The sequence below is a fragment of the Providencia sp. PROV_01 genome (genome assembly GCF_053098325.1).
The window spans coordinates 3837351-3861600 of record NZ_JBRFKD010000002.1 but is presented as its reverse complement, the minus strand read 5'-3'; the positions used below and the strand labels follow the sequence as shown (position 1 = coordinate 3861600).

Genomic DNA, 24250 nt, shown 5'->3' with positions numbered 1-24250 from the left:
CGGAGAATAAAATGTATAAATTAAATGAACAGCAACAACATGAGTTGCTAGAGCTTCTTTGTGCCTTAATTCGGCATAAATCTGAAAACCCACCAGGGGAAGAACAACAAGTTGCTGAATTTATATATCACTACTTTAAACAAGAAAATATTGATGTTGAAATGCAAGAGGTTGCTCCTGGACGTCCAAATGTTATTGCACATTTAAAAGGTTCAGGAAAAGGTAAACATTTATTATTCAACGGTCATATAGATGTTGTGCCTTGTGGTTGTGGTTGGAGCACCGAGCCATTCGACCCAGTGATTAAAGATGGCAAAGTTTTTGGGCGAGGAGCCGCAGATATGAAGTCTGGTGTTGCTGCAATGATGTATGCGGCAACATTATTAAAGCGTAATCAAGATGCATTTTCAGGTAATTTAACATTAGTATTTAATGTGGATGAGGAGAGAATTAATCTTGGCATGCTGCATTACATTAAAGATGGAATTTCTGCAGATTATGCCATTATTGGTGAACCAACGTCTCTTGGTGTTTGTATCGCACATAAAGGCGTTAGCCGTTATAACTTAAGTACTAAAGGCACCGCGGGTCATGCAGCAAAAACTCGTTATCCTGATAGTGCCATTTCTAAGATGGCCAAAATACTACCTGCGATAGAGCAACATCGCACTTCTGTTGAGGAAATTAGTCACCCACTATTAGGAAATGCTTCAATGATTATTACCACCATAAATGGTGGTACAGCTCCGAATATCGTTCCGCAGCATTGTGATATTGAAATAGATAGAAGACTCGTTCCAGGGGAAGAAAAGCAAGAAATAGAGGCGAGATTGCATCAAGCTATTGCGCAATATAATAAAGGTGAAGAGATAGATTATCACTTAGATAATTACTTATTTATTCCCGCTTCAGATATCCCAGTAGATCACGAATTAACTAAAGTTGCATTAGATACAGTGAGCCGTTTTACAGAAAAAACAGCGCAACCAGAAATATTTGAAGCGACATGTGAGGCGCCTTTTTTCTCGGTTACCAGTGAGATCCCTACACTTATTATGGGGCCAGGGGGATTAGCTCAAGCTCATGTTAAAGATGAGTTTGTTGAAATAAAAGAATTATACCTTGCTGCGGAAATTTATTATGACATGGCTAATATCTTGCTCAATAAATAGGAAAATTGAATGAATATTGAAAAAAAATTAGAAGATAAAGGGATTAAACTTGCCACACCAGGGGCACCAAAATTTTCATATGTATCCATTAAGCAGTATGGGGATTTATTATATACATCAGGCCATGATTGCCAAAAAGATGGCGTTTTAATTTATAGTGGTACATTAGGTAAAGAATTAACAGTCGAGCAAGGTCAAGAAGCAGCAAAACAGTGCATTGTTAATATATTTTCCTCGTTGAAAGCATATTTAGGAGATTTAGATAGAATTGATGAATGTATAAAATTATTAGGTTTTGTACAAAGTACTAATGATTTTAAAAACCAACCACAAGTCATGAATGGAGCTTCAGATTTTTTAATTGAAATACTCGGTGATAAAGGTAAGCATGCACGTTCAGCAATCGGTACGAATACATTACCTTTTGATACGCCAGTGGAAATAGAATTAATATTAAAGTTAAAGTCGTAAATAATAGATAAAAAATAAAGATTATTAATAAAATAAATCTGCGGAGTAAATATTATTCCGCAGGGTCCTGTTACGTCTTAAAGGTACTTAATTATGTCACTACATGCGAGTAAAAGGCTAAAGCGCTGGCAGCTTATTGCGCTTACATTTTTGTTGATAGCAGGTATCATTAATTTTTTAGATAGAGCATCACTCTCTATTGCTAACTCTACAATAAGTAAAGAATTAGGATTTAGTGCAACCCAAATGGGATTATTGTTATCGGTATTTTCATTTGGCTATGCGTTATGCCAACTACCTATAGGTATGGTAATGGAACGCTTTGGGGTTAAAAAGATCTATGGCTTCGGTTTGTTCTTATGGTCATTAGCACAAACCGTGACAGGGCTATTATCTTCATTTACCCATTTAATTATTGCACGGGTTATTTTAGGTATTGGTGAAGCACCGCATTTACCGACAGGCGTTAAAGTCGTTAATGATTGGTATAATATCCGTGAGCGTGGTCTGCCAATGGGGATTGTAAATATGTCCTCTACTCTAGCTCAAGCATTAGCGCCACCTTTGCTCATTGCATTAATGTTAGCTTTTGGCTGGCGTACAATGTTTATTATTATCGGTATTAGTGGGATTATTCTGTCTATACTTTGGTTTATTTTCTATCGTAATCGTGAACAATTAGAATTAACAGATGATGAATTAAACTATTTAAATGACGGTGCTCCACCATCTTCAACGAATAAAGTTTCTTTCAAGGAATGGGCGTCATTATTTAAACAACGTTCTTTATGGGGAATGATCATTGGGTTTAATGGTGTGGGTTATATGGTTTGGTTATACCTCACATGGTTGCCTGCTTATCTTGAAAACTCCAGAGGTTTAAGTCTAGAAAAAACCGGCTGGGTTGCAGCAATACCCTTTTTATTTGGTGCGCTGGGAATGCTGGTAAATGGTGTTGTTGCAGACTATGTGGTGAAACGCGGTGCTGACAAAATGAAAAGCCGTAAGTGGATGATTTGCTTAGGCTTGTTATTCGCTGCGATGTTTACATTGCCTGCCGCTTATACTGACAGTACCTTTTCAGCCGTTGCGTGTATTAGTATGGCACTATTTTCTATTCACTTTGCGGGGACTTCTGCTTGGGGATTGATTTTAGTTTCAGTGCCTTCTCGCTTAATCACTTCTGTGAGTGGCATTCAAAATTTCGGTGGTTTTATTGGAGGGTCGTTTGCTCCGATTATTACCGGTATTATTATTGACCAAACACATTCATTTACCTTAGCCCTTGTGGTTTGTGCAACTGTCGCATTCCTAGCATCATTGGTTTATTTCTTCTTTGTTAATGAACCAATTAAAGATCCTGCTGAGATGGAAGTAAAAACAGTCTAATTAAATAATCATAGCCACTTTGTATAAGTGGCTTTTTTATAAAAAAATATATCGTATATTGATGGTCTAATTAAGTAATTGTTCATAGTTATTTGTTTTTATTATTTATTATTCGAATTTTTGACTCGGTATAAATTTAATCATCAAAATTAGAATATGTAAGTTCCATAAATAATATGCTAATAATATTCCGGCACATGATTCTGTGTTTTTAATTTTCAAAGGAGTTCAAAATGAGAAAGGTTATTATATCTAGCGTATTACTTGCTGTATCTACAATTTCATTTAACTCAATGGCGGCAGACAAAAATACGGTTACACCTGAAAATATGACTTGCCAGCAATTTATTAATTTAGACTCTCAGAGCTGGGCACCTATTGCGTTATGGGTAACAAATCAAGAAACGCAATTTAAAGGTGGAGATTATGTTGCGCTAACAGAGCAAAGTGTTGCCGAAGTCCCTCAGATTGTTGAGTTTTGTAAGAAAAAGCCGGAAGGCACTCTACAAGATTATTTAGCATCTAAGAAATAAAGCAAACTATTATGCCATGGAGGGCATAATAGCCATTTCCGATTAGGAAAATAGCTATTATACTGTGGTAGATTAGAAATCTCTATTTTAGAAACATTGAACCGACCTATCTTTATTTCTTTGCCGCTAATTTATCGGTTAAGAAATCGATAAATGCACGTGTCTTAGCCGGTAAAACAAAAGTATTTGGGTAAAGTAATTGAATATTTTGTTTCGGCAAACGGTATTCAGGTAATACATGAACTAAGCGTTCATACCGCAAGTCATCATCAACCATCCAAGCTGGGCATATTGCAATACCTAATGAGGCTAACACCATATGGTGAATAACGGCGGCAGAATTAGACTCATATTGGTTTTTAATTAAAGGTAAGTAATATTTTTCATTTTTTGAATTCTGTAAAAAATATTGAGGATCTTGCCAGTTTAATAGCGCATGGTTAATCCATGGAACATTTGCTAAATCAGTGAGTTGTTTGATTGGGTGTTTTTTTAGAAATTCAGGGGTGGCAACTAAGTAAATTTCATATTCACTCAGTTTTTTCATTTTATGGGATGAATTTTTTAAATTACCTAACCGAATAGATAAATCGAGTTTCTCTGTGATAAGGTCATCTAAGGATGAGTTAAATGAATACTGTAACCTTAGCTTAGGATAAAGGCGGCAAAATTCAGGTAGTAGTGGCAAAATAAAACGTTGGCCAAATTCACTTGTTGATGAAAAGCGCAGCAAACCTACAATATTAGTTCCTAAATTTTGGCTTTTTTCGAAAGCTTCATCTATTTGACTTTGAATACGTTTAAAGTCGTCATAAAAATGTTTTCCCACCTCTGTTAATGCAATATTTCGCGTATTTCGTGTTAGCAAGCTTACATTAAGCTGAGCTTCTAATTGTTTGATATCGACACTCACCATAGAACGGCTTAGCCCTAAAATATCTGCGGCTTTAGTGAATGAGCCCGAATCAACAACTTGTAGAAAACTGATAATCTTTTTGAGATTTTTTTGCATAATAACAATGATTGTTCTTATTTATTAAACAATCATGTTACCTCCCTTGTATCGACAAAGAAAGGACTAAAACTTATTCTTTGCCACCGGAGGAAGTCCATGACTTATCGATACAAAATTGCCACAGTATTTTTACTTGGTTTCTTTATTGATTGTATTAACATTTTTATGTCAGCGATAGCATTACCTGATATTGCATCGTCCTTTTCAGTAAGCCAATCTCAAGTTGCATGGGTTGCCAATGCCTATATTTTAGGTCTAGTTTTAGTGATGCCAATCAGCTTATGGCTAGCAGGTAGGTTAGGCAATCAAAAATTACTGTGTTATTCCATGTTACTTTTTTCTGTTGCTGCTTGGTTTAGTGGAAGCAGTGGTTCAATTTATAGCTTAATTTTTTGGCGCTTTATCCAAGGTGCAGCAGGAGGGTTATTAATTCCGGTAGGTCAGGCGTTAGTTTTCGCATTATTTCCCAATAATGATCGCCAGCGTATATCAACATTGATTATGACTGTAGCGTTAATTGCTCCCGCATTTTCGCCTGCAATTGGCGGCCTAATTATTGATTCTCTGTCTTGGCATTGGGTGTTTTATTCTAATTTGCCTTTCTCATTACTAACAGCAGTACTAGCCTGGAGTTGGATAAAAAATGAAGGAGTAAAAATAAGAGAAAAACCAGATATTTTGGGATTAATAATGGTGAGTTTAAGTTTGTTAAGCCTATTATTATCATTCTCTTTTTATAATGATTATCACAATTTATTATTGGCTTTGGTGAGTTTTTTTACTTCAGCCCTCGTATTTATTGTTTACCTTAAATACGCTAAAAAATGCCGAGAACCTATTTTAAATTTTCAGTTATTAAAGAATTCCAACCTACGCAACGCTTTTATTATTTACTATGCTGTTCCCGGTATTTTTACGGGAGTTAATTTACTCAATATTTTTAATCTACAAGAAAATATGGGGTTCAGTGCTGCACAAACCGGGCTATTTATGGTGCTATATGCATTGGGGGCAGTAATATCAATGCTAACCGGTGGACGCCTTTATTTGCAGATAGGAAAAAAGCGATTATTTATTATTGGTATTACACTGCATAGCTTTGGTATTTTTCTGCTTTATTGGGTTTCATCTTCAAACCAGCTCAGTTTATTAATAATCGCTTATTTATTGATGGGGATGGGGGGGGATTGAGCGCCAATACTGCACAAATTAGCTCGTTAATGGATTTTAAAGACAAAGATTTACTTCAAGGTAGCGTATTGTGGAATATTAATCGACAAGTCGCATTTAGTGTTGGTGCAGTCGTATTTATTTCTATATTTAGCTTAACGACTTTCTCGAATGATTTAATACGTTATCAATATACGTTTTTTATCGCATCAATACTCGGGTTACTTTCATTAATTTCAGTGATCAAGGAAAAATAAATGAGTGAAACAAAATGAGTGAAACAATGAAAAGAGCGCTGCAAAGCGTAGTGGATTTACATGTTTTAATTGAAGATGTATTTAAGGGACGAAATAGCGATAAAAGCTTATCTCTTTTATTAAGCAGTTTTGATGACAACTTCAAAATGGTCACAATACAAGGCTATTGCATTGGTTTAAATGACGTCACCACGTTATTTAGCCAAAATATTGGGACTCGAGCATCATTTACGACAAGATGTACTAATCTGGTTCCATTAAGAGAGGATAATGGCTATTGCTGGATTCAATATCAAGAGAAACAGCAAATTAGTGATATAGAAACATTACGAACTTCCGTTGTTTGCATTAGAGTGGAAGCGGAGAAATGTTATTGGGTTTATCTACATGAAACTCCGGTACTTTCAACTCAAACGGATTAAAATAAGAATAAAACGGCTAAAGGCCGTTTTTTCAAAGAGTAAAAAAATATAAGTGATAAATGATATCTATTCTCATTTTTATTGACCGTCGGTCGGTCGAATATTATCATATTGCTATGATCGATGATGAGGTATAAAAAATGAGACGGCTTTTTTTGATCCTAGCAGTTTGCTTGGGTACCTTTATGGCAACGTTAGATATCAGTATTGTAAATGTTGCACTACCTGCTATTGGGCGTGACCTCAAGGCTCATATGTCAATGCTACAATGGATTATTGACGCCTATGCGTTATGTCTGTCAGCGTTGATCCTATCTGTTGGCCCGATAAGCGACCGTTATGGGCGTAAAAAAATTTGGTTAACAGGGATTGTTATCTTTACTCTAGGATCTGCAATTTGTGCATTTTCTGCGTCGCCACACATGTTGATAGCGGGGCGGGTTATCCAAGGAGTCGCTGCTGCTGCTTTAATTCCAGGGGCACTTTCTATTATTACGCAAGCTTTCTCGAATGATATCGAGCGCATCAGAATTATTGGTATTTGGTCAGCAGTGAGTGCACTTTCGTTAATTATCGGTCCTATTTTAGGGGGCTTTTTAGTCGATAGCTTCGATTGGACAACGATATTTTTAATTAATATCCCGATTGGACTACTGACATTACTGTTAGGCTGGTTAGGTATACAAGAAAGTGCAGATCCAGATAAAGCCGCATTAGATCCAATGGGACAAGTTTTAAGTATCATTGCGTTAGGTGGGTTAACTTTTGCTTTAATCGAAGCTGGAGAACACGGTTGGGGCAGTTACCTCACATTGAGTGGGTTAATCATTGCGATTTTTGCATGCTTAGGGTTTATTTGGGTTGAACTTCACGTAACTCGGCCATTATTACCGCTTTTTTTATTCAAAAAAAATCCTTTTTTCTTTCAATATAATATGGCGTCTTTTGCTTTGGGTTTTGCAACTTACAGTAATGTATTCTTCATCGCACTATTTTTGCAAAAAGGCCAAGGGTGGGGGGCATTTGAAGCCGGGATCCGCATGGCTCCTGAGTTTATTGCCATGGCTATTTTTTCATTTTCTTTTGGTAAACTGTCTCGCCGTTTAAGCGTGCGAAACCTCATGATTTTGGGTTTTATTTTAATTGCATTGGCTTCATTATTATTAACTCGTGTGAATACTGAAACACCTTATATTCCTATTGCGATAACCTTATTTATTTTGGGGGCTGGAATGGGGATGTCTACCCCAGCAATTGGGGCACTGGTTATGGCGAGTGTTGATAAGGCCTATTCTGGTATTGCTTCTGCGGTCATGAACGCATTAAGGCAAACAGGTATGACCCTTGGCATTGCTTTTTTAGGGACATTGATGACACATCGCGCTGTAGAGCAGCTATTACAGGATAACAAGCTGGCCATGATGTTGTCGGCACAGGAAATCGAACGTTTGATTCAAACTTCCTCGGTGATGCCATCAACATTTATTGAGCAGGCAACGCGTTCTGCTTTTGTTTCCGGTTTTAATCTGGCGATGTTAGGTGGCGCGATAGCGATATTGATAACGTTATGTCTGATGGCAAGGAATAAATCAGAGAATTAGCGAATATTGGGTAGTAAGCATAAAAAAACACCTGCCGGAGCAGGTGTTTTTAGATATAAATGAATCAATTATTCGTCAAGGAAGCTGCGTAGCACTTCTGAGCGGCTTGGGTGACGTAATTTACGTAACGCTTTCGCTTCAATCTGACGGATACGTTCACGGGTAACATCAAACTGTTTACCAACTTCCTCAAGGGTGTGGTCAGTATTCATGTCGATACCAAAACGCATACGCAGTACTTTTGCTTCACGAGCGGTTAAGCCTGCTAACACTTCGTGAGTTGCAGAGCGTAAGCTTTCTGATGTTGCAGAGTCTAAAGGCAGTTCTAAAGTGGTATCTTCAATAAAATCACCTAAATGTGAATCTTCATCATCACCAATAGGGGTTTCCATTGAAATCGGTTCTTTAGCAATCTTCAGTACTTTACGAATTTTATCTTCCGGCATTAGCATGCGTTCTGCCAGTTCTTCTGGCGATGGCTCACGGCCCATTTCTTGCAGCATTTGACGAGAGATACGGTTCAGCTTGTTGATAGTTTCAATCATGTGAACCGGGATACGAATAGTACGTGCTTGGTCAGCGATTGAACGCGTGATAGCCTGACGGATCCACCAAGTCGCATAAGTTGAGAACTTATAGCCACGGCGATATTCAAACTTATCAACGGCTTTCATCAGACCGATGTTACCTTCTTGAATCAGGTCAAGGAACTGCAAGCCACGGTTGGTATATTTCTTAGCAATAGAAATTACCAGACGTAAGTTTGCTTCAACCATCTCTTTTTTCGCACGGCGTGCTTTCGCTTCACCGATAGACATACGACGGTTGATATCTTTAACTTGTTCGATTGTCAGACCCGTTTCTTCTTCAATTTGGCGCAGTCTTTGTAGGCAACGCAGAATTTCTTCTTCAACTTCAAGTAATTTTTCTGACCAAGGCTTGTTCATTGCTTTTGCAGCAGTTAACCAAGTTTCACTGGTCTCATTACCACTAAATAAAGTAATGAAGTTTTTCTTCGGCATTTTACATTGTTCAACACACAGTTTCATGATGGTACGCTCTTGTAAGCGAACTCGGTCCATCATTTCACGCATGTTATTGACCAAATAGTCAAATTGCTTAGGAACTAAACGGAACTCTTTAAATACTTCGGAAAGCTGCTCGATAGCGGCAGCCGTTTTCGCGTCACTACGACCATATTGTTTAATATGTTGACGCGTTTTTTCATATTGCTCACGAAGATCAGAGAATTTTTGACGCGCTAATTCAGGATCGATGCTGTTATCGTCATCGCTATCGCTGTCATCGCCGTCTTCATCTTCTTCGTCTTCGTCATCGTCTTTATCAAGCTCTTCTTGTGGTAATTCAGAGCCAACGTGAGTCGCTGTTGGTGCGAGATCTTCTTCCGCGTTAGGGTCAACAAAGCCGGTGATTAAATCAGATAAACGGCTTTCTCCTGCTTCAACACGGTCATACTGCTCAAGAAGATAGGTGATAGCCTCAGGGTATTCAGCTACAGAGCACTGAACCTGATTTATCCCATCCTCGATACGTTTTGCAATGTCGATTTCGCCTTCTCGAGTGAGAAGCTCGACGGTTCCCATTTCGCGCATATACATGCGGACAGGGTCGGTTGTACGGCCGATTTCACTTTCAACACTGGACAGCACTTGTGCAGCGGCTTCAGCTGCATCTTCATCAGTATCGGAAGTATTTTCAGCCAAAATTAAATCATCGGCATCAGGTGCTTCTTCCATGACCTGGATGCCCATGTCATTAATCATCTGAATGATATCTTCGATTTGATCTGAATCGACGATATCTTCCGGCAGATGGTCGTTGACCTCAGCATAGGTTAAGTAACCTTGCTCTTTACCCTTGGTTACGAGTAGCTTAAGCTGCGACTGCGGGTTTTGCTCCATAAGACGGTATCCACACTTCTGAGTATTTAGATTGGTGTCGGTCGGCGAAACATTCGGCCAACAAGAACATACAAAGGGAACATTTATTATTTGCTACGCCCTTTATTTTTCGTAGCATTTTACAGGCATCTGCCTTGTGTTTATCGGCACTTAAGCCGTTTAAAATACTAATTCTGTTTTGGGTTGATACTATGTTTTCACTCTAGAAAGAGTGATTAAGCGGACTTCTTCGCGCTCTTCTGGGGTCAGCCCTTCAGTTCGTTCTTTTGCTATTAAGTAGTCAAAACGTTCGTCGAGTGCGCTGTTAAATAGATGGTTTAAGGCATCTATAAAAGTATTTTCCGCTATCTCCTCTATTTCTATATCGTTCCACGTTGCGAGTTTTTCAAGCTGTTTCGCAAATTTATTATCACGATAACGCTCTAGCAACTGCCCAGTTGACATTCCGGGGGTGGAACGGCAGACATCGACCAATTCCTGAAATAGAGAAAGCCCCGGCATTTGAATATGGGCAATTCCCTCTAACGAGGGAACAAGTTCCGAAAAGTTCGGATTCTGTACCAACAGCGCGATAAGTATTCGCATTGTGGTTGGTTTTAATTTGGGCGCCTGATAGTTAACTTGTTCTGTGCTCTCTCTATCAATCATAGCAAGAACTTGAGAAATATCCGGTATACCAATAAAATTTCCTAGCTCTTGTGCCATATAAAGGCGCAGTGTTTCACCAGGTATTTGTTTAATCAAAGGGATAGCCAGTTTACTAAATTTTGCTTTCCCTTCTTGTGTTTTTAAATCTACCTGTGGCACAAGTGAATCAAATAAAAAAGCAGAAAGGGTTTGAGCATCTTTCATACGTTGCTCAAAAGCGTCTTTGCCTTCTTTTCGTACTAATGAATCTGGGTCTTCACCGTCGGGTAAAAACATAAAACGCAATTGACGGCCGTCAGTCAGATAAGGCAGTGCTGTTTCAAGTGCTCGCCATGCCGCTTCTCGGCCAGCGCGGTCTCCATCATAACAGCAAATAACCGTATCTGTTGAACGATAAAGTAACTGAATATGTTCTGAGGTTGTTGATGTGCCAAGTGAAGCAACCGCATAGCGGATATCGTACTGAGCAAGTGCAACAACGTCCATATAGCCTTCAACTACCAGTAATTTTGATAATTCATTACTGTTTTGTGTTGCTTCATAGAGGCCAAATAACTGACGGCCTTTATGGAAAATATCTGTTTCGGGGGAGTTTAAGTATTTAGGGAGAGCATCTCCTAATACGCGCCCACCGAAGGCAATCACACGACCGCGCCTATCCCGAATTGGGAACATGACACGCTCTCTAAAGCGGTCATAGACTCGGCCATTATCATTTGTCACTAACATGCCTGCATCATCAAGCTGTTTGCGACTTTCTGGGTTTACAGCGAATTTTTTGAGCAAATTGTCCCAGCCCGCAGGGGCGAAACCAATTGAAAAATGCTCAATAATTTCGGCACTTAAACCACGTTGGCTTAAATAATCTTTCGCTTTATTAGCTGAAGAATGACTTAAGGCAGCACAGTAAAATTGATTAATTTTTTCCATCAACTGATATAAATTTTGTCGTTGATGAAGTTCTATTTGGCTTGAACCCGTTCCTTTTTCGTAAGGAACATCAAGGCCATGTAGTGCAGATAATTCTTCAATGGCTTCAACAAAATCGAGTTTGTCATAGTTCATTAAAAAATCGATAGCGTTGCCATGAGCACCACAACCAAAACAGTAATAAAATTGTCTTTCACCATTTACGGTAAAAGAAGGTGTTTTTTCATTATGGAACGGACAACAAGCGTGATGGTTTTTACCCTGTTTTTTTAACGGGACTTTTGCATCGACTAAATCAATGATGTCGGTTCTTGCTAACAAGTCATTGATAAATGAACGCGGAATTCGTCCAGCCATAAGCCTCTTTTTCGCCTGTTGATGAACGATAATAAGCCGCGCTTCCTTTAGGAAAGCACGGCCTTTAACTGCTTAGCTATGTACTACTACAAAAACTGGAGTGACTACAAGAGAAACTAAAGTTTTGTATTAGCTATCGTCTACAATGAATGCGGCTTTCACCGCAAACAATTAATACAGACGAGTACGGCGTGCGTTTTCGCGAGCCAGTTTCTTAGCGTGACGCTTTACAGCTGATGCTTTAGCGCGTTTACGTTCAGTCGTTGGTTTTTCATAGAATTCACGACGACGAACTTCAGCTAAAACACCTGCTTTCTCACAGGAACGTTTGAAACGACGCAGTGCAACGTCGAATGGCTCGTTTTCACGTACTTTAATTACCGGCATGTGCCTCTCACCTCAATAGAAATCGGTTTGTTGCTGGTACTGATTCACCAGCCTTCATTTAAAATGGTGCGGAATTTTACTTCAATGAGTACGGGTTTGTAAAGTGCCGTATAAAATTGAATCACACAAGATTACCTGATTTGCAGTTCATTTGATGAAAAAGCAAACAAAACCAGATAATAATGAGAATTAGCCACACGAAATTTTTATTACAGGGGACTGATTATAGACTATACAGTCAGGAAAGTCAGCCTTTTGACAACATTAATTACGCGATTGAACGAAAATAGTGATAGACTTGCGGTTATGCAATAAACAAGGGTAGTGCAATGCGTGTTTTAGGTATCGAAACCTCTTGCGATGAAACTGGTATCGCAATCTATGATGATGAGCATGGCTTATTAGCCAATCAATTATACAGCCAAATTAAAGTTCATGCAGACTACGGTGGTGTCGTGCCTGAATTGGCTTCACGCGATCATATTCGTAAAACAGTGCCGTTAATTCAAGCAGCGTTGAAAGAAGCCAATTTAACAAGTCAAGACATCGACGCTGTAGCCTATACTGCGGGGCCAGGTTTGGTTGGGGCTTTAATGGTTGGTGCAACAGTAGGGCGTTCATTAGCTTTTGCCTGGAACGTTCCCGCCGTGGCCGTTCACCATATGGAAGGCCATTTATTGGCACCGATGTTAGAAGAGAAAAGCCCTGAATTTCCTTTTGTCGCGTTACTGGTTTCTGGTGGGCATACTCAGCTTATCAGTGTGACCGGAATTGGTGAGTATGAGCTGCTAGGCGAATCCATCGATGACGCAGCAGGCGAAGCGTTTGATAAAACAGCAAAACTATTAGGTTTAGACTACCCAGGTGGCCCTGTGTTATCTCGCATGGCGGAGCAGGGTACTGCGGGTCGTTTTGTGTTTCCTCGCCCAATGACCGACAGACCAGGGCTGGATTTCAGCTTCTCTGGGCTAAAAACCTTTGCAGCCAATACCATCCGTGAAAATGCGGATGACGACCAAACTCGTGCGGATATTGCGAGAGCCTTTGAGGATGCCGTGGTCGATACTCTGGCAATTAAATGCAAACGCGCTTTAGAACAAACAGGTTTTAAACGTTTGGTGATGGCGGGGGGTGTTAGTGCTAATCGCGCACTTAGAGCTAAAATGGAAGATGTTCTCAAGCAGCGTGGCGGTGAAGTTTTTTATGCTCGCCCTGAATTTTGTACGGATAACGGCGCAATGATCGCGCTGGCGGGGCTTATTCGCCTTAAAGGTGGAACCACTACAGGGCTTGGGGTGACGGTTCGCCCACGTTGGCCTTTGGCAGAATTGCCCCCGCTAGAAAAATAGTGTTGTTGGTGTATCTCTATTTTTGTAAAAGGGCTGGGATGACAGCCCTTTTGTTATTCAGTTAAGTACTAATGTAAAATAACGACCGCATCTTCCAGCCGGCTTGACCGTTCTTTTACCATTTTCGATGTCTCTGTGCTTTGTTCTACCAGTAATGTGCTTTGTTGTGTGATGGTTTCGAGCTCACTGACTGCTTGGGTAATATCGGCTATCCCTGCCGCTTGTTCAGAGGTTGCTTGGCTAATATGGGTGATCAATTGCGTGACGTTTTGTATTTGGTCAACAATCTCCTTCATGGTATCCCCTGCCGTATGGACTTGATTTTTCCCTGAATTGACTTTCTTTTCACAATCATTAATTAATTCACGAATATCATTTACTGCACTTGCACTACGGCTTGCTAGGCTACGAACCTCATTTGCGACAACGGCAAAGCCTTTGCCTTGTTCACCTGCACGTGCGGCTTCTACCGCGGCATTTAACGCGAGTATATTGGTTTGAAATGCGATGTCTTTAATCACGTCAGTGATGGAGTTAATTTTGCTGGTGCTACTGACAATTTCATCCATGGTATCCACAACAGCTTCCATCATGGCGCCCCCATTCACTGCTGTTTTGCTCGTTGTATTCGAAAGTTGGTCAACTTGAATCGTGTTATCAGCATTCATTTTTACGGAAACGGCCATTTGGTTCATTGTTGCAACGGTTTGTTGCATATAGCCGACGGTTTGTTGAGTGTGAGTGTCTAATTCATGACAATCGGAGACTAAAGATTCACTGCCTTTGCGAACGTTATCAACTTGTTCGGAGACATCTTTTATTAACCAACGGCAGATTAGCCCAAGTTGCCCGATAGAACGTAATATTAAGCCAATTTCATCTGTGCGCTGCATATGGTTAACGCTATGTCGATTTCCTCGTGCAATACCAAGTGCCTGTTTGGTCATGTTTTCCAGTGGAGTTGCTAGCATTTTTTCAAGTATCACATCACCGACCAATAGTATGATAAATGTACAGGCACTCATCAGCAGTAGAGGCACGCTTGGCTGCAAAATAAAGCTAGCCGTAATAAGCCAAAGGATAAATAACAGACTCATGATGAGTCGGATACGTGAACGTGTTGAATATGTTGAGAAGTGAAATGGTAATTTTTTAGAAAGCACAATCCCCTTGAAAATTTTTTGTTGGCTTTTATTTTCATTCATTGCTGCATAGAGTGGTTCTACCGTTGCAATTTCTTGGCGTGTTGCTCGAGTACGAATGGACATATAGCCTGTAATAACGCCTTTGCGTTCCACTGGGACAATATTAGCTCGAACCCAGTAGTGGTCACCATTTTTCCGACGATTTTTCACAATGCCAGTCCAGGGTTCTCCTTTTTTAAGTGTTGTCCACATGTCGGCAAAAGCTTCTTTGGGCATATCTGGATGGCGGATAATATTGTGTGGACGTGTTAATAATTCATCTAATTCATAACCACTAACCTGCACAAAGAAATCATTAGCGTGAACAATGTTTCCTTGTAGATCGCTGGTTGTCATTAATGTGATGTTTTCATCTAACACATATTCATTTTGAGTGATATAAGGGGTTCTGCTCATTATAAATACCATTATTATAGTTTAATTTTCCTTTTATATAGTCGACAGCTTTTAAATATTCCTTAGTAATAAATTTGCAATAATTTAACTTTTTTTTAAAAGTGTGCGCTAGTTATGGCAAAAATGTAACGTAGCACAAATTACTACTAGTACAGTTTTAAGGAGGGATATCACGCTGTTGTTATCAATGAGGATTTTTGGGAAATTTTAAACAAGGCAAGTAACATAAAAAAAGAGCTGAAATCAGCTCTTCTTAGAGAAAATCAAATGTCACCATTAGTCATCGAGTTCTTGTTCTTTAGCTTCTTGGGCTATTTCTTTATTGGTTTTTCGTTTTTTATTTTTCAGCTTTTGCCAAATACGACTTTCTTGACCACGCCAAAGGCGTTGTATATTACCGTGATGGCGAACTAACACTAAACAAGATAGCATAGCGACCGGAAAGGTGAATTCAGGTTTAAACCACCAAACATAAAAGGGAGCAAGTAAGGCGCTGACAATCGCTCCTAGTGACGAATAACCACTAAGTAACACCGTCAGTAACCATGTTCCTGCGACTAAACCAGAAAGATCCCAACCAATAGCGGCAATTGAACCAAATGCGGTTGCTACCCCTTTTCCGCCTTTGAAACGAAAGAAAATGGGATATATGTGCCCAAGACAAGCTGCAATTGCAACAAAGCCAAGATAGAATGGTTGCACATTTAAATAATAAGCAAGCCAAACTGGGATCATCCCTTTTAATACGTCACAAATGAGTACTCCGGCAGCGGCTGCTTTACCGCCTACACGTAATACGTTAGTTGCACCAGGGTTACCAGAGCCGTGTTGACGGGGGTCGGGTAGTCTCGCCAAACGACAGATCAGTATCGCACTCGAAACTGAGCCGCAAAGATAGGCGAAGATTATCATGCCAAGCGCGGTTGCACTCATAGCTAGCTCCAAAAACGGTTAAGGCCATAAATTCACTTCAGTCTTGGATAATACGCATATTTTTGCTGAAGTGGTATCAATTCAGTACATAAATGAGAAAATGACGTGATGGATATCGTATTTATTGAGCAATTATCAGTCATCACCACGATTGGTGTATATGACTGGGAACAAGATATTGAACAGAAATTGGTGCTCGATATCGAAATGGGATGGGATAACAAACGCGCGTCTATGAGCGATAATGTTGAACATTGCTTAGATTATGCCAAAGTTAGCCAAGCTATCCTTGCTCATGTTGGGAATAATAAATTTGGTTTAGTTGAACGTGTTGCCGAAGAAGTTGCACAATTATTGCTAACACAGTTTGATAGTCCATGGGTTCGCATTAAAGTGGCTAAACCGGGGGCAGTAGCACGCGCTAAACAAGTTGGGGTTGTTATCGAAAGAGGCACGAAAACCGCTTAAATGTTGTCTGGCGGTGTTTAACCGCCAGTTTTGTATCTATTAGGCAACGACAACTATGATTTTTTGTCGCTGTTGCCAATTGCCGACCGCTTCTATACGTTGTCGAGTGAGTTCTTGACGAATTTCAGGGCCTTTAAACCCTTGCTCAACAATAGGTTTGACTTCAACAGCTTGCGCAATAGCAAAAGCTTGCCTGAAATATACCCCTTGTGGGTACGGCTGTTGTTCAAGACCTAACCGACCTCTGGCATCCGCTTCACTGATTAAACTTAGTTGTTCAACACGTTCTGGTTTACGCCAACTATCAAGTCCATCAAAAATCGCAATTAGATCATTAGCATGTAATTTATTGATAACATGGATTTTATCATGATATCGTGCCGCTAGACGAGCTAAGTCACGAGCCGTGGTTGGTACTTTTAATCTTACACAGAGTGTTTCTATTAATGGAATACCTGCTTCACCATGGTTTGGATGGCTTGGCCAAATATCGGGTGGTGTTAGAGCCTTGCCTAAATCATGGCACAATGCGGCAAAGCGAATATCCACATCCTTAGATAAGCGGGAAATCACTTTCATTACCATTAGAGTGTGGATACCTGTATCAATTTCAGGGTGCCATTTTTCAGGGGCAGGAACGCCAAATAGCGCATCAATTTCAGGAAAAAGTACAGCTAAAGCACCGCATTGGCGTAAGACATCAAAATACACCTGTGGGGAATTTGATTTCAGCGCTTTTTCTGTTTCGGTCCAAACTCGCTCGGCGGTGAGATGAGATAATTCCCCTGTAGCGGCCATCGTTTGCATCAAGGCGAGTGTTTCTGGTGCGATAGTAAAACCATGCTCAAAGTAGCGAGCGGCAAAACGAGCAACCCGTAAAACCCGTAAAGGGTCTTCAGAAAATGCATCGGAAACATGGCGTAAAATACGCTTATCGAGATCAATGACACCGTGGAATGGATCAATAATTTCACCTGACTCATCTTGAGCTATCGCATTAATCGTCAAATCACGACGCAGTAAGTCATCTTCGATAGTGACATCCGGTGCGCTATAGCAGCTAAAACCGGTATAGCCTGCACCAATTTTACGTTCTGTTCGGGCTAAAGCGTATTCTTCATGGGTTTTTGGGTGCAAGAAAACAGGAAAATCTTTTCCGACTTGTTGAAAACCTTGCGATAGCATTGCCTCGGGGGTTGCGCCAACCACCACGTAGTCTCTGTCTGAAATAGGCAGCCCAAGCAGTTGGTCACGTACTGCTCCACCCACGAGATATACTTTCATTCGAATGGCCTCAATTACATCCAGCCGTCATTACGTTTTTTACGACGTGGAATAATGTGCGGTAAAATTAGGCCTAAAATTAAGCCAACACCAGCAACACCACCACCATACATAAACCATTGTAAGATCAATTCGCGACGGCGATCGTCTAAGTTAACTTCTGCAATTTCGAGTTTTTTACCTGACTTGATCAACTCGTTTTTTAATTTTTCATTTTCAGCCTTCAGTTGGCTGACGATATTGTCATTATCAGCGACTTTTTGCTGCATATCAGCCGTTCGTGTATTCCACGTGCTGTCAATATTGTCGAGCTGTTGGCGTAATTTTTGGTTCTCAGCTTCAAGTTCTGGAATTCGGGTTTTCATACTTGGCGTATTGCTGAGTTGGTCAACAGGTAACCAGACCGTTCTGCCTTTTTCATCACGGACTTGTGCGAACTTGTTATCTGTGGAGAGCAATTCAACCGCTTCCCCTGCATTGAGCGTACCTACAATACGATATTTTGTGCCAGGTCCACTATGAACGTATGTGGATAAATCATCTGACACATAACGTTTTTCTGCTGCGTGTGAATTTAAGGAAAGGCCTAGCCCCATGATTGAAATTAATAATAATGGAATTTTTCGCATGGTATTTACAGTCTTTTGGTGGTGAGTGAGTTTTATATTATTTGAATATTAATGAGTAAAGTGTATGGGTGCAAACCCTAAACGCAGATGTCTCTACACTCTAAAGGAGAATGAGAACTATCCTAACTGTCTAAATTACCCTTATTTTTACTCTATTTTTAATATAACTCACTGAAAGAAATATGACAGGTAGAATTTTTGATTACCATACAGTTTCTTTTCTCAGCTTAGCTCGATTGGGGTAATATGAGTGAAGTGAAATAATTAAATAAGGATATGTATGAGCCACGTAGAGGTTGAACTCAAACTTGCTGCTAAGAGTTCCGCAATAGAGGCTGTACGACAGTGTTTATCGACATTGTCTCACCAATACAGTGAGCCGACAAAGTTAACTAATATCTACTTTGATACGGCAAACAAGCAGTTACGTCAGTGGGATATGGGCTTACGCATCCGAGGTTGTGATGGGCGTTATGAAATGACCATGAAAACAGCTGGGCAGGCGATTGGTGGTTTACACCAACGGCCTGAATATAATGTTGACATTGATTCGCCAGAACTTGATTTAGCGGCATTACCCGCTGAAATTTGGCCCGAAGGAACTGATATTTCTCAGCTTCAGTCTGAATTAAATATCCTCTTTAGCACCAATTTTACCCGTGAAAAATGGTTAGTGACTTTTGAAGATAGCGAAATAGAAGTAGTTTTTGACCAAGGCGAAATTTCCTCAGGCGCAAAGGATTTGCCTATTCAAGAGTTTGAATTAGAGCTTAAAAAAGGCTTTATTGCTGATGTACTTAATTTAGCAAAGAAATTTGCAGATATCGATGGTCTGCATTTGTCATCACTTAGCAAAGCTGCGCGCGGATATTCATTGTTATCGCCGCTAAAAGAACCATTAACTCGCCCAGATTCGTTGTTTGACTATGAAGAGCAACCTCTCGAAAAGTCATTAACTCATATGCAATTACTTTGCCAGCAGCATGAAGCTTATTGGTTAGCCAATGGCAGCAATGCACGCCAAGGCTTTAGTGAATTTTTACGCTTTGTTCAGGCATTTTTAGTCCATTACCAAAATTCAGCGCCTCACTTTATTCATGACACTCCGCTAGAGCAATTACGTTCGGATATTGCCAATGAAGCGGTTAGTGCTGAGGATTTTTGCTATAGCAGCCAGTGGTTAAAATGTAAATTAGCCTTTATCCAATGGTTAAGTGCTTTAACCTATCAAGAAGCCCATTAAGGTACTGATAACATGCATGCTTTTCCTGAATTATTGCAAAGCCAAGGTGAACGCGTTTTAAGACAATTAGCAGAACAAGCGAATGAATTATTACCGTTAAATGAACAAGAAATTCAAGTGCTTACCTTTAGTGATTTTGTGTTAAAGCAGGTATTGGCACATTCACGGTTTTTACTTGAAATTCGCGCTCAACCACCCAAAGCCGATGAATGGAAAAGTTATGCGTCATGGTTAGCTCAAGACTTGTTATCTGTTAGCAACGAAGATCACTTGATGCAAGTGTTACGCTCATTTCGTCATCATATGTTAGTGCGCTGCGCCTGGATGCAAGTACTGGAAATAAGCACGCAAAAAGAAACGATTTATCAGCTCAGTGTATTGGCAGAAACCTTGGTTGTTGCGGCGCGAGACTGGTTGTATCAAGAATATCGTCAGTCATGGGGAACGCCTTGTAATGCAGAAGGCAAGCCTCAGCCGCTATTGATTTTAGGAATGGGGAAATTAGGGGGCAGAGAGCTCAATTTTTCTTCAGATATTGATCTGATTTTTGCATACCCAGAAAATGGAGTTACTCAAGGTGGCAGAAAAGAGTTAGATAACGCGCAATTTTTTACCCGTTTAGGGCAAAAATTAATTCGCGTACTCGACCAAGTGACTGAGTATGGTTTTGTCTATCGGGTCGATATGCGTTTGCGGCCATTTGGTGATAGCGGGCCGCTGGTTTTTAGCTTTTCCGCGCTTGAGGATTATTACCAAGAACAAGGGCGTGATTGGGAACGCTATGCGATGGTTAAAGCTCGTATTATGGGCGCTGATAGCCTCCATTATGAGGAGTGTTTACGAAAACTTTTGCGTCCTTTCGTTTATCGCCGCTATATTGACTTTAGCGTGATCCAATCCTTACGCAATATGAAAAATATGATTGAGCGGGAGGTTCGGCGCCGTGGTTTGGTCAATAACATCAAATTAGGGGCTGGAGGTATTCGTGAAGTTGAATTTGTTTCACAGGTTTTCCAGTTAATTAGAGGGGGACGGGAACCTGTTTTACAGTCACAATCCTTATTTTCAACGCTACAAGGTATCCGAGAACTCGCATTATTAACCGAAGATCAAGTTAATATTCTGCAAAATAGCTACCTTTTCTTGCGTAGAGCCGAAAATTTACTGCAAAGTATTGATGACCAACAGACACAAACGCTCCCTGAAGAGGCTTTAAACCAAGCGCGTTTAGCGTGGGGAATGGGTTTTGCTGATTGGCCTGCATTTTATCAGGTTTTGAATCAGAAAATGTCGGCAGTGCATCAAATATTTACTGAGCAAATAGGCCAGGAAGATGACACCGAGAACACTGATGCATTTGATGAAATCTACATCACATTATGGCAAAGTGAATTGTCAAAAGAAGAATTAGCCACCTATTTGCCGTCTAAAAATGAAGAGATTGCACAACGTATTATCCACGGCATAGTGATGTTCCGTCATGACCTCAATAAACGCACAATTGGCCCTCGTGGACGGGATGTACTTGATGAATTAATGCCTAAATTATTGGCAAAAGTCGGTGAGCGCGATGATGCAGGGCAAGTCATTGAACGTATCACACCACTGTTATTGAGCATTGTTAGCCGCACAACTTACCTCGAGTTAATGCTTGAATTTGACGAGGTTTTGACGCACGTTATTCGCCTATGTGCGGCTTCACCAATGATAGCAGAGCAGTTAGCCCGTCACCCATTGTTACTTGATGAGTTGCTCGACCCTCAATCGTTATACCAACCTCTACCACTAACCGCTTACCGTGATGAATTGCGCCAATATTTAATGCGCGTTCCTGAAGATGACGAAGAACAACAACTGGAAGCATTACGTCAATTCAAACAAGCCCAGTTATTGCGTATCGCTGCTGAAGATATTTCAGGTGTTTTACCCGTAATGAAAGTTAGTGATCATCTGACTTACCTTGCAGAGGCGATTATTGATGCGGTGGTACACCAAGCATGGCAAAAAATGGTAAAACGTTATGGTGAGCCAGCACATCTAGCGCAAAGTGACAAAAAACAATATGGGTTTGCGGTATTAGGTTATGGAAAGCTAGGCGGCTGGGAATTGGGTTATGGCTCTGACTTAGATCTCGTTTTTCTTTTCGATTGCCCTTTAGATGTGGTTACCAATGGCGAACGCTCCATTGATGCACGCCAATTTTACTTACGTGTTGCTCAGCGTATTATCCATTTGTTTAGTACTCGAACACCTTCAGGCGTGTTGTATGAAGTTGATGCGCGGCTCAGGCCTTCCGGTGAGTCAGGAATGTTAGTCAGTACGATACAATCATTTGATGATTACCAAAAAAATGATGCTTGGACATGGGAGCATCAAGCGCTCATACGAGCCCGAATGGTATTTGGTGATGAGGATTTACAACGGCAATTTATACAGACTCGCCACGAAACTCTGTGTATGCCAAGAGACCCTCACACCTTGCAGCAGCAAGTGCGTGATATGCGCTTGAAAATGCATCAGCACTTAGGAAGCCATCAAGCCAATGAGTTCGATTTAAAAGCCGATCCCGGTGGGATCACTGATATTGAATTTATCGCACAATACTTAGTTTTGCGTTTTGCCACAGAAAATAATGTGTTAACGCGTTGGTCCGATAATGTGCGTATTTTCGAGCTGATGGCGCAATATGGCTTTATGCCAGAAGATGAAGCAAATGCCTTAACTCAAGCGTATGTTACGATGCGTAATGAACTTCATCACTTAGCATTACAATCATTGCCAAGCCGTGTTGAAATGACCCAATTTACTCAACAACGTGAACAAGTTTTAGCGAGTTGGCAAAAATGGCTTGAGGAATAAGGAATAAACGCATTTTATTTAGCTAAATAGCGCAATATGCTAGTATTGTTGCTAATTATTATCAGATTTCCTTTTTAAAACTGGAGTGCAGGATGAAAGTAACTCTTCCGGATTATAAACAAGCCGGTGTGCTGGTGGTTGGTGATGTTATGTTAGACCGTTATTGGCATGGTCCTGCAAACCGTATTTCGCCAGAGGCCCCTGTTCCGGTCGTTAAAGTCACGATGGTAGAAGAGCGTCCCGGTGGTGCGGCTAACGTCGCGATGAACATTGCCTCGTTAGGGGCAAATTCACGTCTTGTCGGGTTAACTGGGATTGATGACGCGGCAAAAGCACTGACTGAAAACTTAAATGCGGTGCAGGTGCGTTGTGATTTTGTCGCTATTCCAACCCATCCAACGATTACTAAATTACGTGTACTTTCACGTAATCAGCAACTTATCCGTCTTGATTTTGAAGAAGGTTTTGACAATGTTGATGTCGCACCTGTGTTGGAACGCATTGAACAGGCGTTACCTCATATTGGTGCTCTGGTGTTATCTGATTACGCGAAAGGGGCGTTAACTCATGTCGAGAAGATGATAGCGCTTGCCAACAAGGCCAATGTTCCCGTCTTGATTGACCCGAAAGGCAACAATTTCGAACGTTACCGCGGGGCAACATTACTAACGCCAAACATGTCTGAGTTTGAAGCGATTGTTGGGCCTTGTAAAAACAATCAAGACGTTGAAGAAAAAGGCATGAAGCTGCTTCAGTCATTGGAGCTTAAAGCACTGTTAATTACGCGCTCAGAACAAGGTATGAGCTTAATTCGTCGCGATGAAGCACCATTGCATTTACCGACTCAGGCGCAAGAAGTGTTTGACGTAACAGGAGCCGGGGACACCGTAATCGGCGTACTTGCAGCGTCTATTGCATCTGGTCGCCCATTACATGAATCTTGCGCATTGGCTAATGCCGCAGCAGGCGTGGTCGTGGGTAAATTAGGAACCTCCACGGTTTCGCCAATTGAATTGGAAAATGCCATTCGTGGCCGTGCTGACACCGGGTTTGGTGTGATGAGCGAAAGTGAATTGAAACAAGCCGTTGCGAATGCAAGACAGCGCGGTGAGCGTGTGGTGATGACGAATGGTTGTTTTGATATTCTTCATGCAGGGCATGTGTCGTATTTAGCCAATGCACGTAAATTGGGAGACCGTCTGATTGTAGCTGTAAATAGCGATGCATCGACACGCCGCTTAAAAGGTGAAACACGCCCAGTCAACCCATTAGAACAACGCATGACCGTTTTAGGTGCTTTGGGGGCAGTGGATTGGGTTGTGGCTTTTGAAGAAGACACTCCGCAACGCTTAATCGCAGAAGTGCTGCCAGACATCTTAGTTAAAGGGGGGGATTACCGCCCTGAAGAGATAGCGGGCAGTGCGGAAGTGTGGGCCGCGGGAGGCGAGGTCAAAGTCCTTAACTTTGAAGATGGTATTTCCACAACGAATATCATTAAAAATATTATGAAAACGAGTTAATTTATCATTATTAATTAGTTAGTTAAAAACCTCACGTGGGTATGTAAAAACGCCGTGAGGTTTTTATTTATCTAAAATTAAAGAGGTGTC

General features: G+C 40.7%; 19 protein-coding genes and 1 pseudogene. 12 read left to right on the top strand and 8 right to left on the bottom strand.

The genetic code is table 11. From position 1 onward, the window contains the following. The first annotated feature begins 11 nt into the window (after positions 1–11). The 4 genes from ACU696_RS18685 (at position 12) to ACU696_RS18670 (ending at position 3565) form a co-directional block, all read left to right on the top strand. Positions 12–1172, top strand: a complete 1161-nt coding sequence (locus ACU696_RS18685; protein WP_196719675.1) for a M20 family metallopeptidase — start codon at positions 12–14, stop codon at positions 1170–1172. Between the two features lie 9 nt (positions 1173–1181). Continuing rightward, positions 1182–1643, top strand: a complete 462-nt coding sequence (locus tag ACU696_RS18680; RefSeq protein WP_109911765.1) for a RidA family protein — start codon at positions 1182–1184, stop codon at positions 1641–1643. A 93-nt stretch (positions 1644–1736) separates the two neighbouring features. Then, positions 1737–3032, top strand: coding sequence for an MFS transporter (locus ACU696_RS18675; RefSeq protein ID WP_004908541.1), 1296 nt, complete (start codon positions 1737–1739; stop codon positions 3030–3032). A 233-nt stretch (positions 3033–3265) separates the two neighbouring features. Then, positions 3266–3565 carry an HdeA/HdeB family chaperone gene (locus tag ACU696_RS18670; protein WP_209101879.1) on the top strand — a complete coding sequence of 100 codons (300 nt, stop codon included), beginning with the start codon at positions 3266–3268 and terminating at the stop codon, positions 3563–3565. Between the two features lie 112 nt (positions 3566–3677). Here the strand turns inward: ACU696_RS18670 and ACU696_RS18665 are convergent, their stop codons facing one another. Continuing rightward, positions 3678–4577, bottom strand: coding sequence for a LysR family transcriptional regulator (locus ACU696_RS18665; protein WP_209101881.1), 900 nt, complete (start codon positions 4575–4577; stop codon positions 3678–3680). Between the two features lie 99 nt (positions 4578–4676). Between ACU696_RS18665 and ACU696_RS18660 the strand changes: the two are divergent. From ACU696_RS18660 to ACU696_RS18650, 3 genes and pseudogenes are all read left to right on the top strand, one after another. Further along, positions 4677–6007: pseudogene (locus tag ACU696_RS18660) on the top strand (MFS transporter). 14 nt (positions 6008–6021) lie between these two features. Next, a complete protein-coding gene (locus ACU696_RS18655; protein WP_109911767.1) occupies positions 6022–6429 on the top strand; it encodes a hypothetical protein in 408 nt (135 codons plus the stop codon). A 140-nt stretch (positions 6430–6569) separates the two neighbouring features. After that, complete coding sequence (locus ACU696_RS18650; protein WP_109911768.1) at positions 6570–8030, top strand: MFS transporter; 1461 nt, start codon at positions 6570–6572, stop codon at positions 8028–8030. A gap of 68 nt (positions 8031–8098) precedes the next feature. Here the strand turns inward: ACU696_RS18650 and rpoD are convergent, their stop codons facing one another. The 3 genes from rpoD to rpsU form a co-directional block, all read right to left on the bottom strand. Next, entirely contained in the window at positions 8099–10039 is a 1941-nt protein-coding gene (gene rpoD, locus ACU696_RS18645) for an RNA polymerase sigma factor RpoD (RefSeq protein WP_109911769.1), read from the bottom strand. Positions 10040–10141: 102 nt separating this feature from the next. Further along, complete coding sequence (dnaG, locus tag ACU696_RS18640; protein ID WP_004908557.1) at positions 10142–11887, bottom strand: DNA primase; 1746 nt, start codon at positions 11885–11887, stop codon at positions 10142–10144. A gap of 171 nt (positions 11888–12058) precedes the next feature. Next, entirely contained in the window at positions 12059–12274 is a 216-nt protein-coding gene (gene rpsU / locus ACU696_RS18635) for a 30S ribosomal protein S21 (RefSeq protein WP_001144069.1), read from the bottom strand. Positions 12275–12603: 329 nt separating this feature from the next. On the opposite strand from rpsU, the gene tsaD reads away from it, so the two are divergent. Beyond that, positions 12604–13623, top strand: coding sequence for a tRNA (adenosine(37)-N6)-threonylcarbamoyltransferase complex transferase subunit TsaD (tsaD, locus tag ACU696_RS18630; RefSeq protein ID WP_004908561.1), 1020 nt, complete (start codon positions 12604–12606; stop codon positions 13621–13623). 68 nt (positions 13624–13691) lie between these two features. On the opposite strand, the gene ACU696_RS18625 is transcribed toward tsaD, so the two are convergent. Together ACU696_RS18625 and plsY are read right to left on the bottom strand one after the other, a co-directional pair. Further along, positions 13692–15224, bottom strand: coding sequence for a methyl-accepting chemotaxis protein (locus tag ACU696_RS18625; RefSeq protein WP_164529111.1), 1533 nt, complete (start codon positions 15222–15224; stop codon positions 13692–13694). A 276-nt stretch (positions 15225–15500) separates the two neighbouring features. Continuing rightward, entirely contained in the window at positions 15501–16157 is a 657-nt protein-coding gene (gene plsY / locus ACU696_RS18620; RefSeq protein ID WP_004908566.1) for a glycerol-3-phosphate 1-O-acyltransferase PlsY, read from the bottom strand. A gap of 108 nt (positions 16158–16265) precedes the next feature. On the opposite strand from plsY, the gene folB reads away from it, so the two are divergent. Continuing rightward, positions 16266–16625, top strand: a complete 360-nt coding sequence (gene folB, locus ACU696_RS18615; protein ID WP_004908569.1) for a bifunctional dihydroneopterin aldolase/7,8-dihydroneopterin epimerase — start codon at positions 16266–16268, stop codon at positions 16623–16625. 39 nt (positions 16626–16664) lie between these two features. On the opposite strand, the gene ACU696_RS18610 is transcribed toward folB, so the two are convergent. After that, entirely contained in the window at positions 16665–17909 is a 1245-nt protein-coding gene (locus ACU696_RS18610) for a multifunctional CCA addition/repair protein (protein WP_004908571.1), read from the bottom strand. A gap of 14 nt (positions 17910–17923) precedes the next feature. After that, positions 17924–18538, bottom strand: coding sequence for a TIGR04211 family SH3 domain-containing protein (locus ACU696_RS18605; RefSeq protein WP_036958005.1), 615 nt, complete (start codon positions 18536–18538; stop codon positions 17924–17926). A gap of 280 nt (positions 18539–18818) precedes the next feature. Between ACU696_RS18605 and ACU696_RS18600 the strand changes: the two genes are divergently transcribed. From ACU696_RS18600 to hldE, 3 genes are all read left to right on the top strand, one after another. Beyond that, on the top strand, positions 18819–19781 hold the full coding sequence (locus tag ACU696_RS18600; protein ID WP_117162530.1) for a CYTH domain-containing protein: 963 nt from the start codon (positions 18819–18821) through the stop codon (positions 19779–19781). A gap of 12 nt (positions 19782–19793) precedes the next feature. Next, positions 19794–22640 carry a bifunctional [glutamate--ammonia ligase]-adenylyl-L-tyrosine phosphorylase/[glutamate--ammonia-ligase] adenylyltransferase gene (gene glnE / locus ACU696_RS18595; protein WP_117162529.1) on the top strand — a complete coding sequence of 949 codons (2847 nt, stop codon included), beginning with the start codon at positions 19794–19796 and terminating at the stop codon, positions 22638–22640. Positions 22641–22732: 92 nt separating this feature from the next. Beyond that, entirely contained in the window at positions 22733–24160 is a 1428-nt protein-coding gene (gene hldE, locus ACU696_RS18590) for a bifunctional D-glycero-beta-D-manno-heptose-7-phosphate kinase/D-glycero-beta-D-manno-heptose 1-phosphate adenylyltransferase HldE (RefSeq protein WP_004908578.1), read from the top strand. Positions 24161–24250 lie beyond the last annotated feature (90 nt).

Coding starts and splice junctions, on each gene's coding strand:
- folB (WP_004908569.1), top strand. CDS start 16,266: ATGGATATCGTATTTATTGAGCAATTATCAGTCATCACCACGATTGGT.
- dnaG (WP_004908557.1), bottom strand. CDS start 11,887: ATGGCTGGACGAATTCCGCGTTCATTTATCAATGACTTGTTAGCAAGA.
- tsaD (WP_004908561.1), top strand. CDS start 12,604: ATGCGTGTTTTAGGTATCGAAACCTCTTGCGATGAAACTGGTATCGCA.
- ACU696_RS18685 (WP_196719675.1), top strand. CDS start 12: ATGTATAAATTAAATGAACAGCAACAACATGAGTTGCTAGAGCTTCTT.
- ACU696_RS18610 (WP_004908571.1), bottom strand. CDS start 17,909: ATGAAAGTATATCTCGTGGGTGGAGCAGTACGTGACCAACTGCTTGGG.
- hldE (WP_004908578.1), top strand. CDS start 22,733: ATGAAAGTAACTCTTCCGGATTATAAACAAGCCGGTGTGCTGGTGGTT.
- ACU696_RS18625 (WP_164529111.1), bottom strand. CDS start 15,224: ATGAGCAGAACCCCTTATATCACTCAAAATGAATATGTGTTAGATGAA.
- glnE (WP_117162529.1), top strand. CDS start 19,794: ATGCATGCTTTTCCTGAATTATTGCAAAGCCAAGGTGAACGCGTTTTA.
- ACU696_RS18655 (WP_109911767.1), top strand. CDS start 6,022: ATGAGTGAAACAATGAAAAGAGCGCTGCAAAGCGTAGTGGATTTACAT.
- ACU696_RS18675 (WP_004908541.1), top strand. CDS start 1,737: ATGTCACTACATGCGAGTAAAAGGCTAAAGCGCTGGCAGCTTATTGCG.
- ACU696_RS18605 (WP_036958005.1), bottom strand. CDS start 18,538: ATGCGAAAAATTCCATTATTATTAATTTCAATCATGGGGCTAGGCCTT.
- ACU696_RS18670 (WP_209101879.1), top strand. CDS start 3,266: ATGAGAAAGGTTATTATATCTAGCGTATTACTTGCTGTATCTACAATT.
- ACU696_RS18600 (WP_117162530.1), top strand. CDS start 18,819: ATGAGCCACGTAGAGGTTGAACTCAAACTTGCTGCTAAGAGTTCCGCA.
- plsY (WP_004908566.1), bottom strand. CDS start 16,157: ATGAGTGCAACCGCGCTTGGCATGATAATCTTCGCCTATCTTTGCGGC.
- rpsU (WP_001144069.1), bottom strand. CDS start 12,274: ATGCCGGTAATTAAAGTACGTGAAAACGAGCCATTCGACGTTGCACTG.
- ACU696_RS18665 (WP_209101881.1), bottom strand. CDS start 4,577: ATGCAAAAAAATCTCAAAAAGATTATCAGTTTTCTACAAGTTGTTGAT.
- ACU696_RS18680 (WP_109911765.1), top strand. CDS start 1,182: ATGAATATTGAAAAAAAATTAGAAGATAAAGGGATTAAACTTGCCACA.
- ACU696_RS18650 (WP_109911768.1), top strand. CDS start 6,570: ATGAGACGGCTTTTTTTGATCCTAGCAGTTTGCTTGGGTACCTTTATG.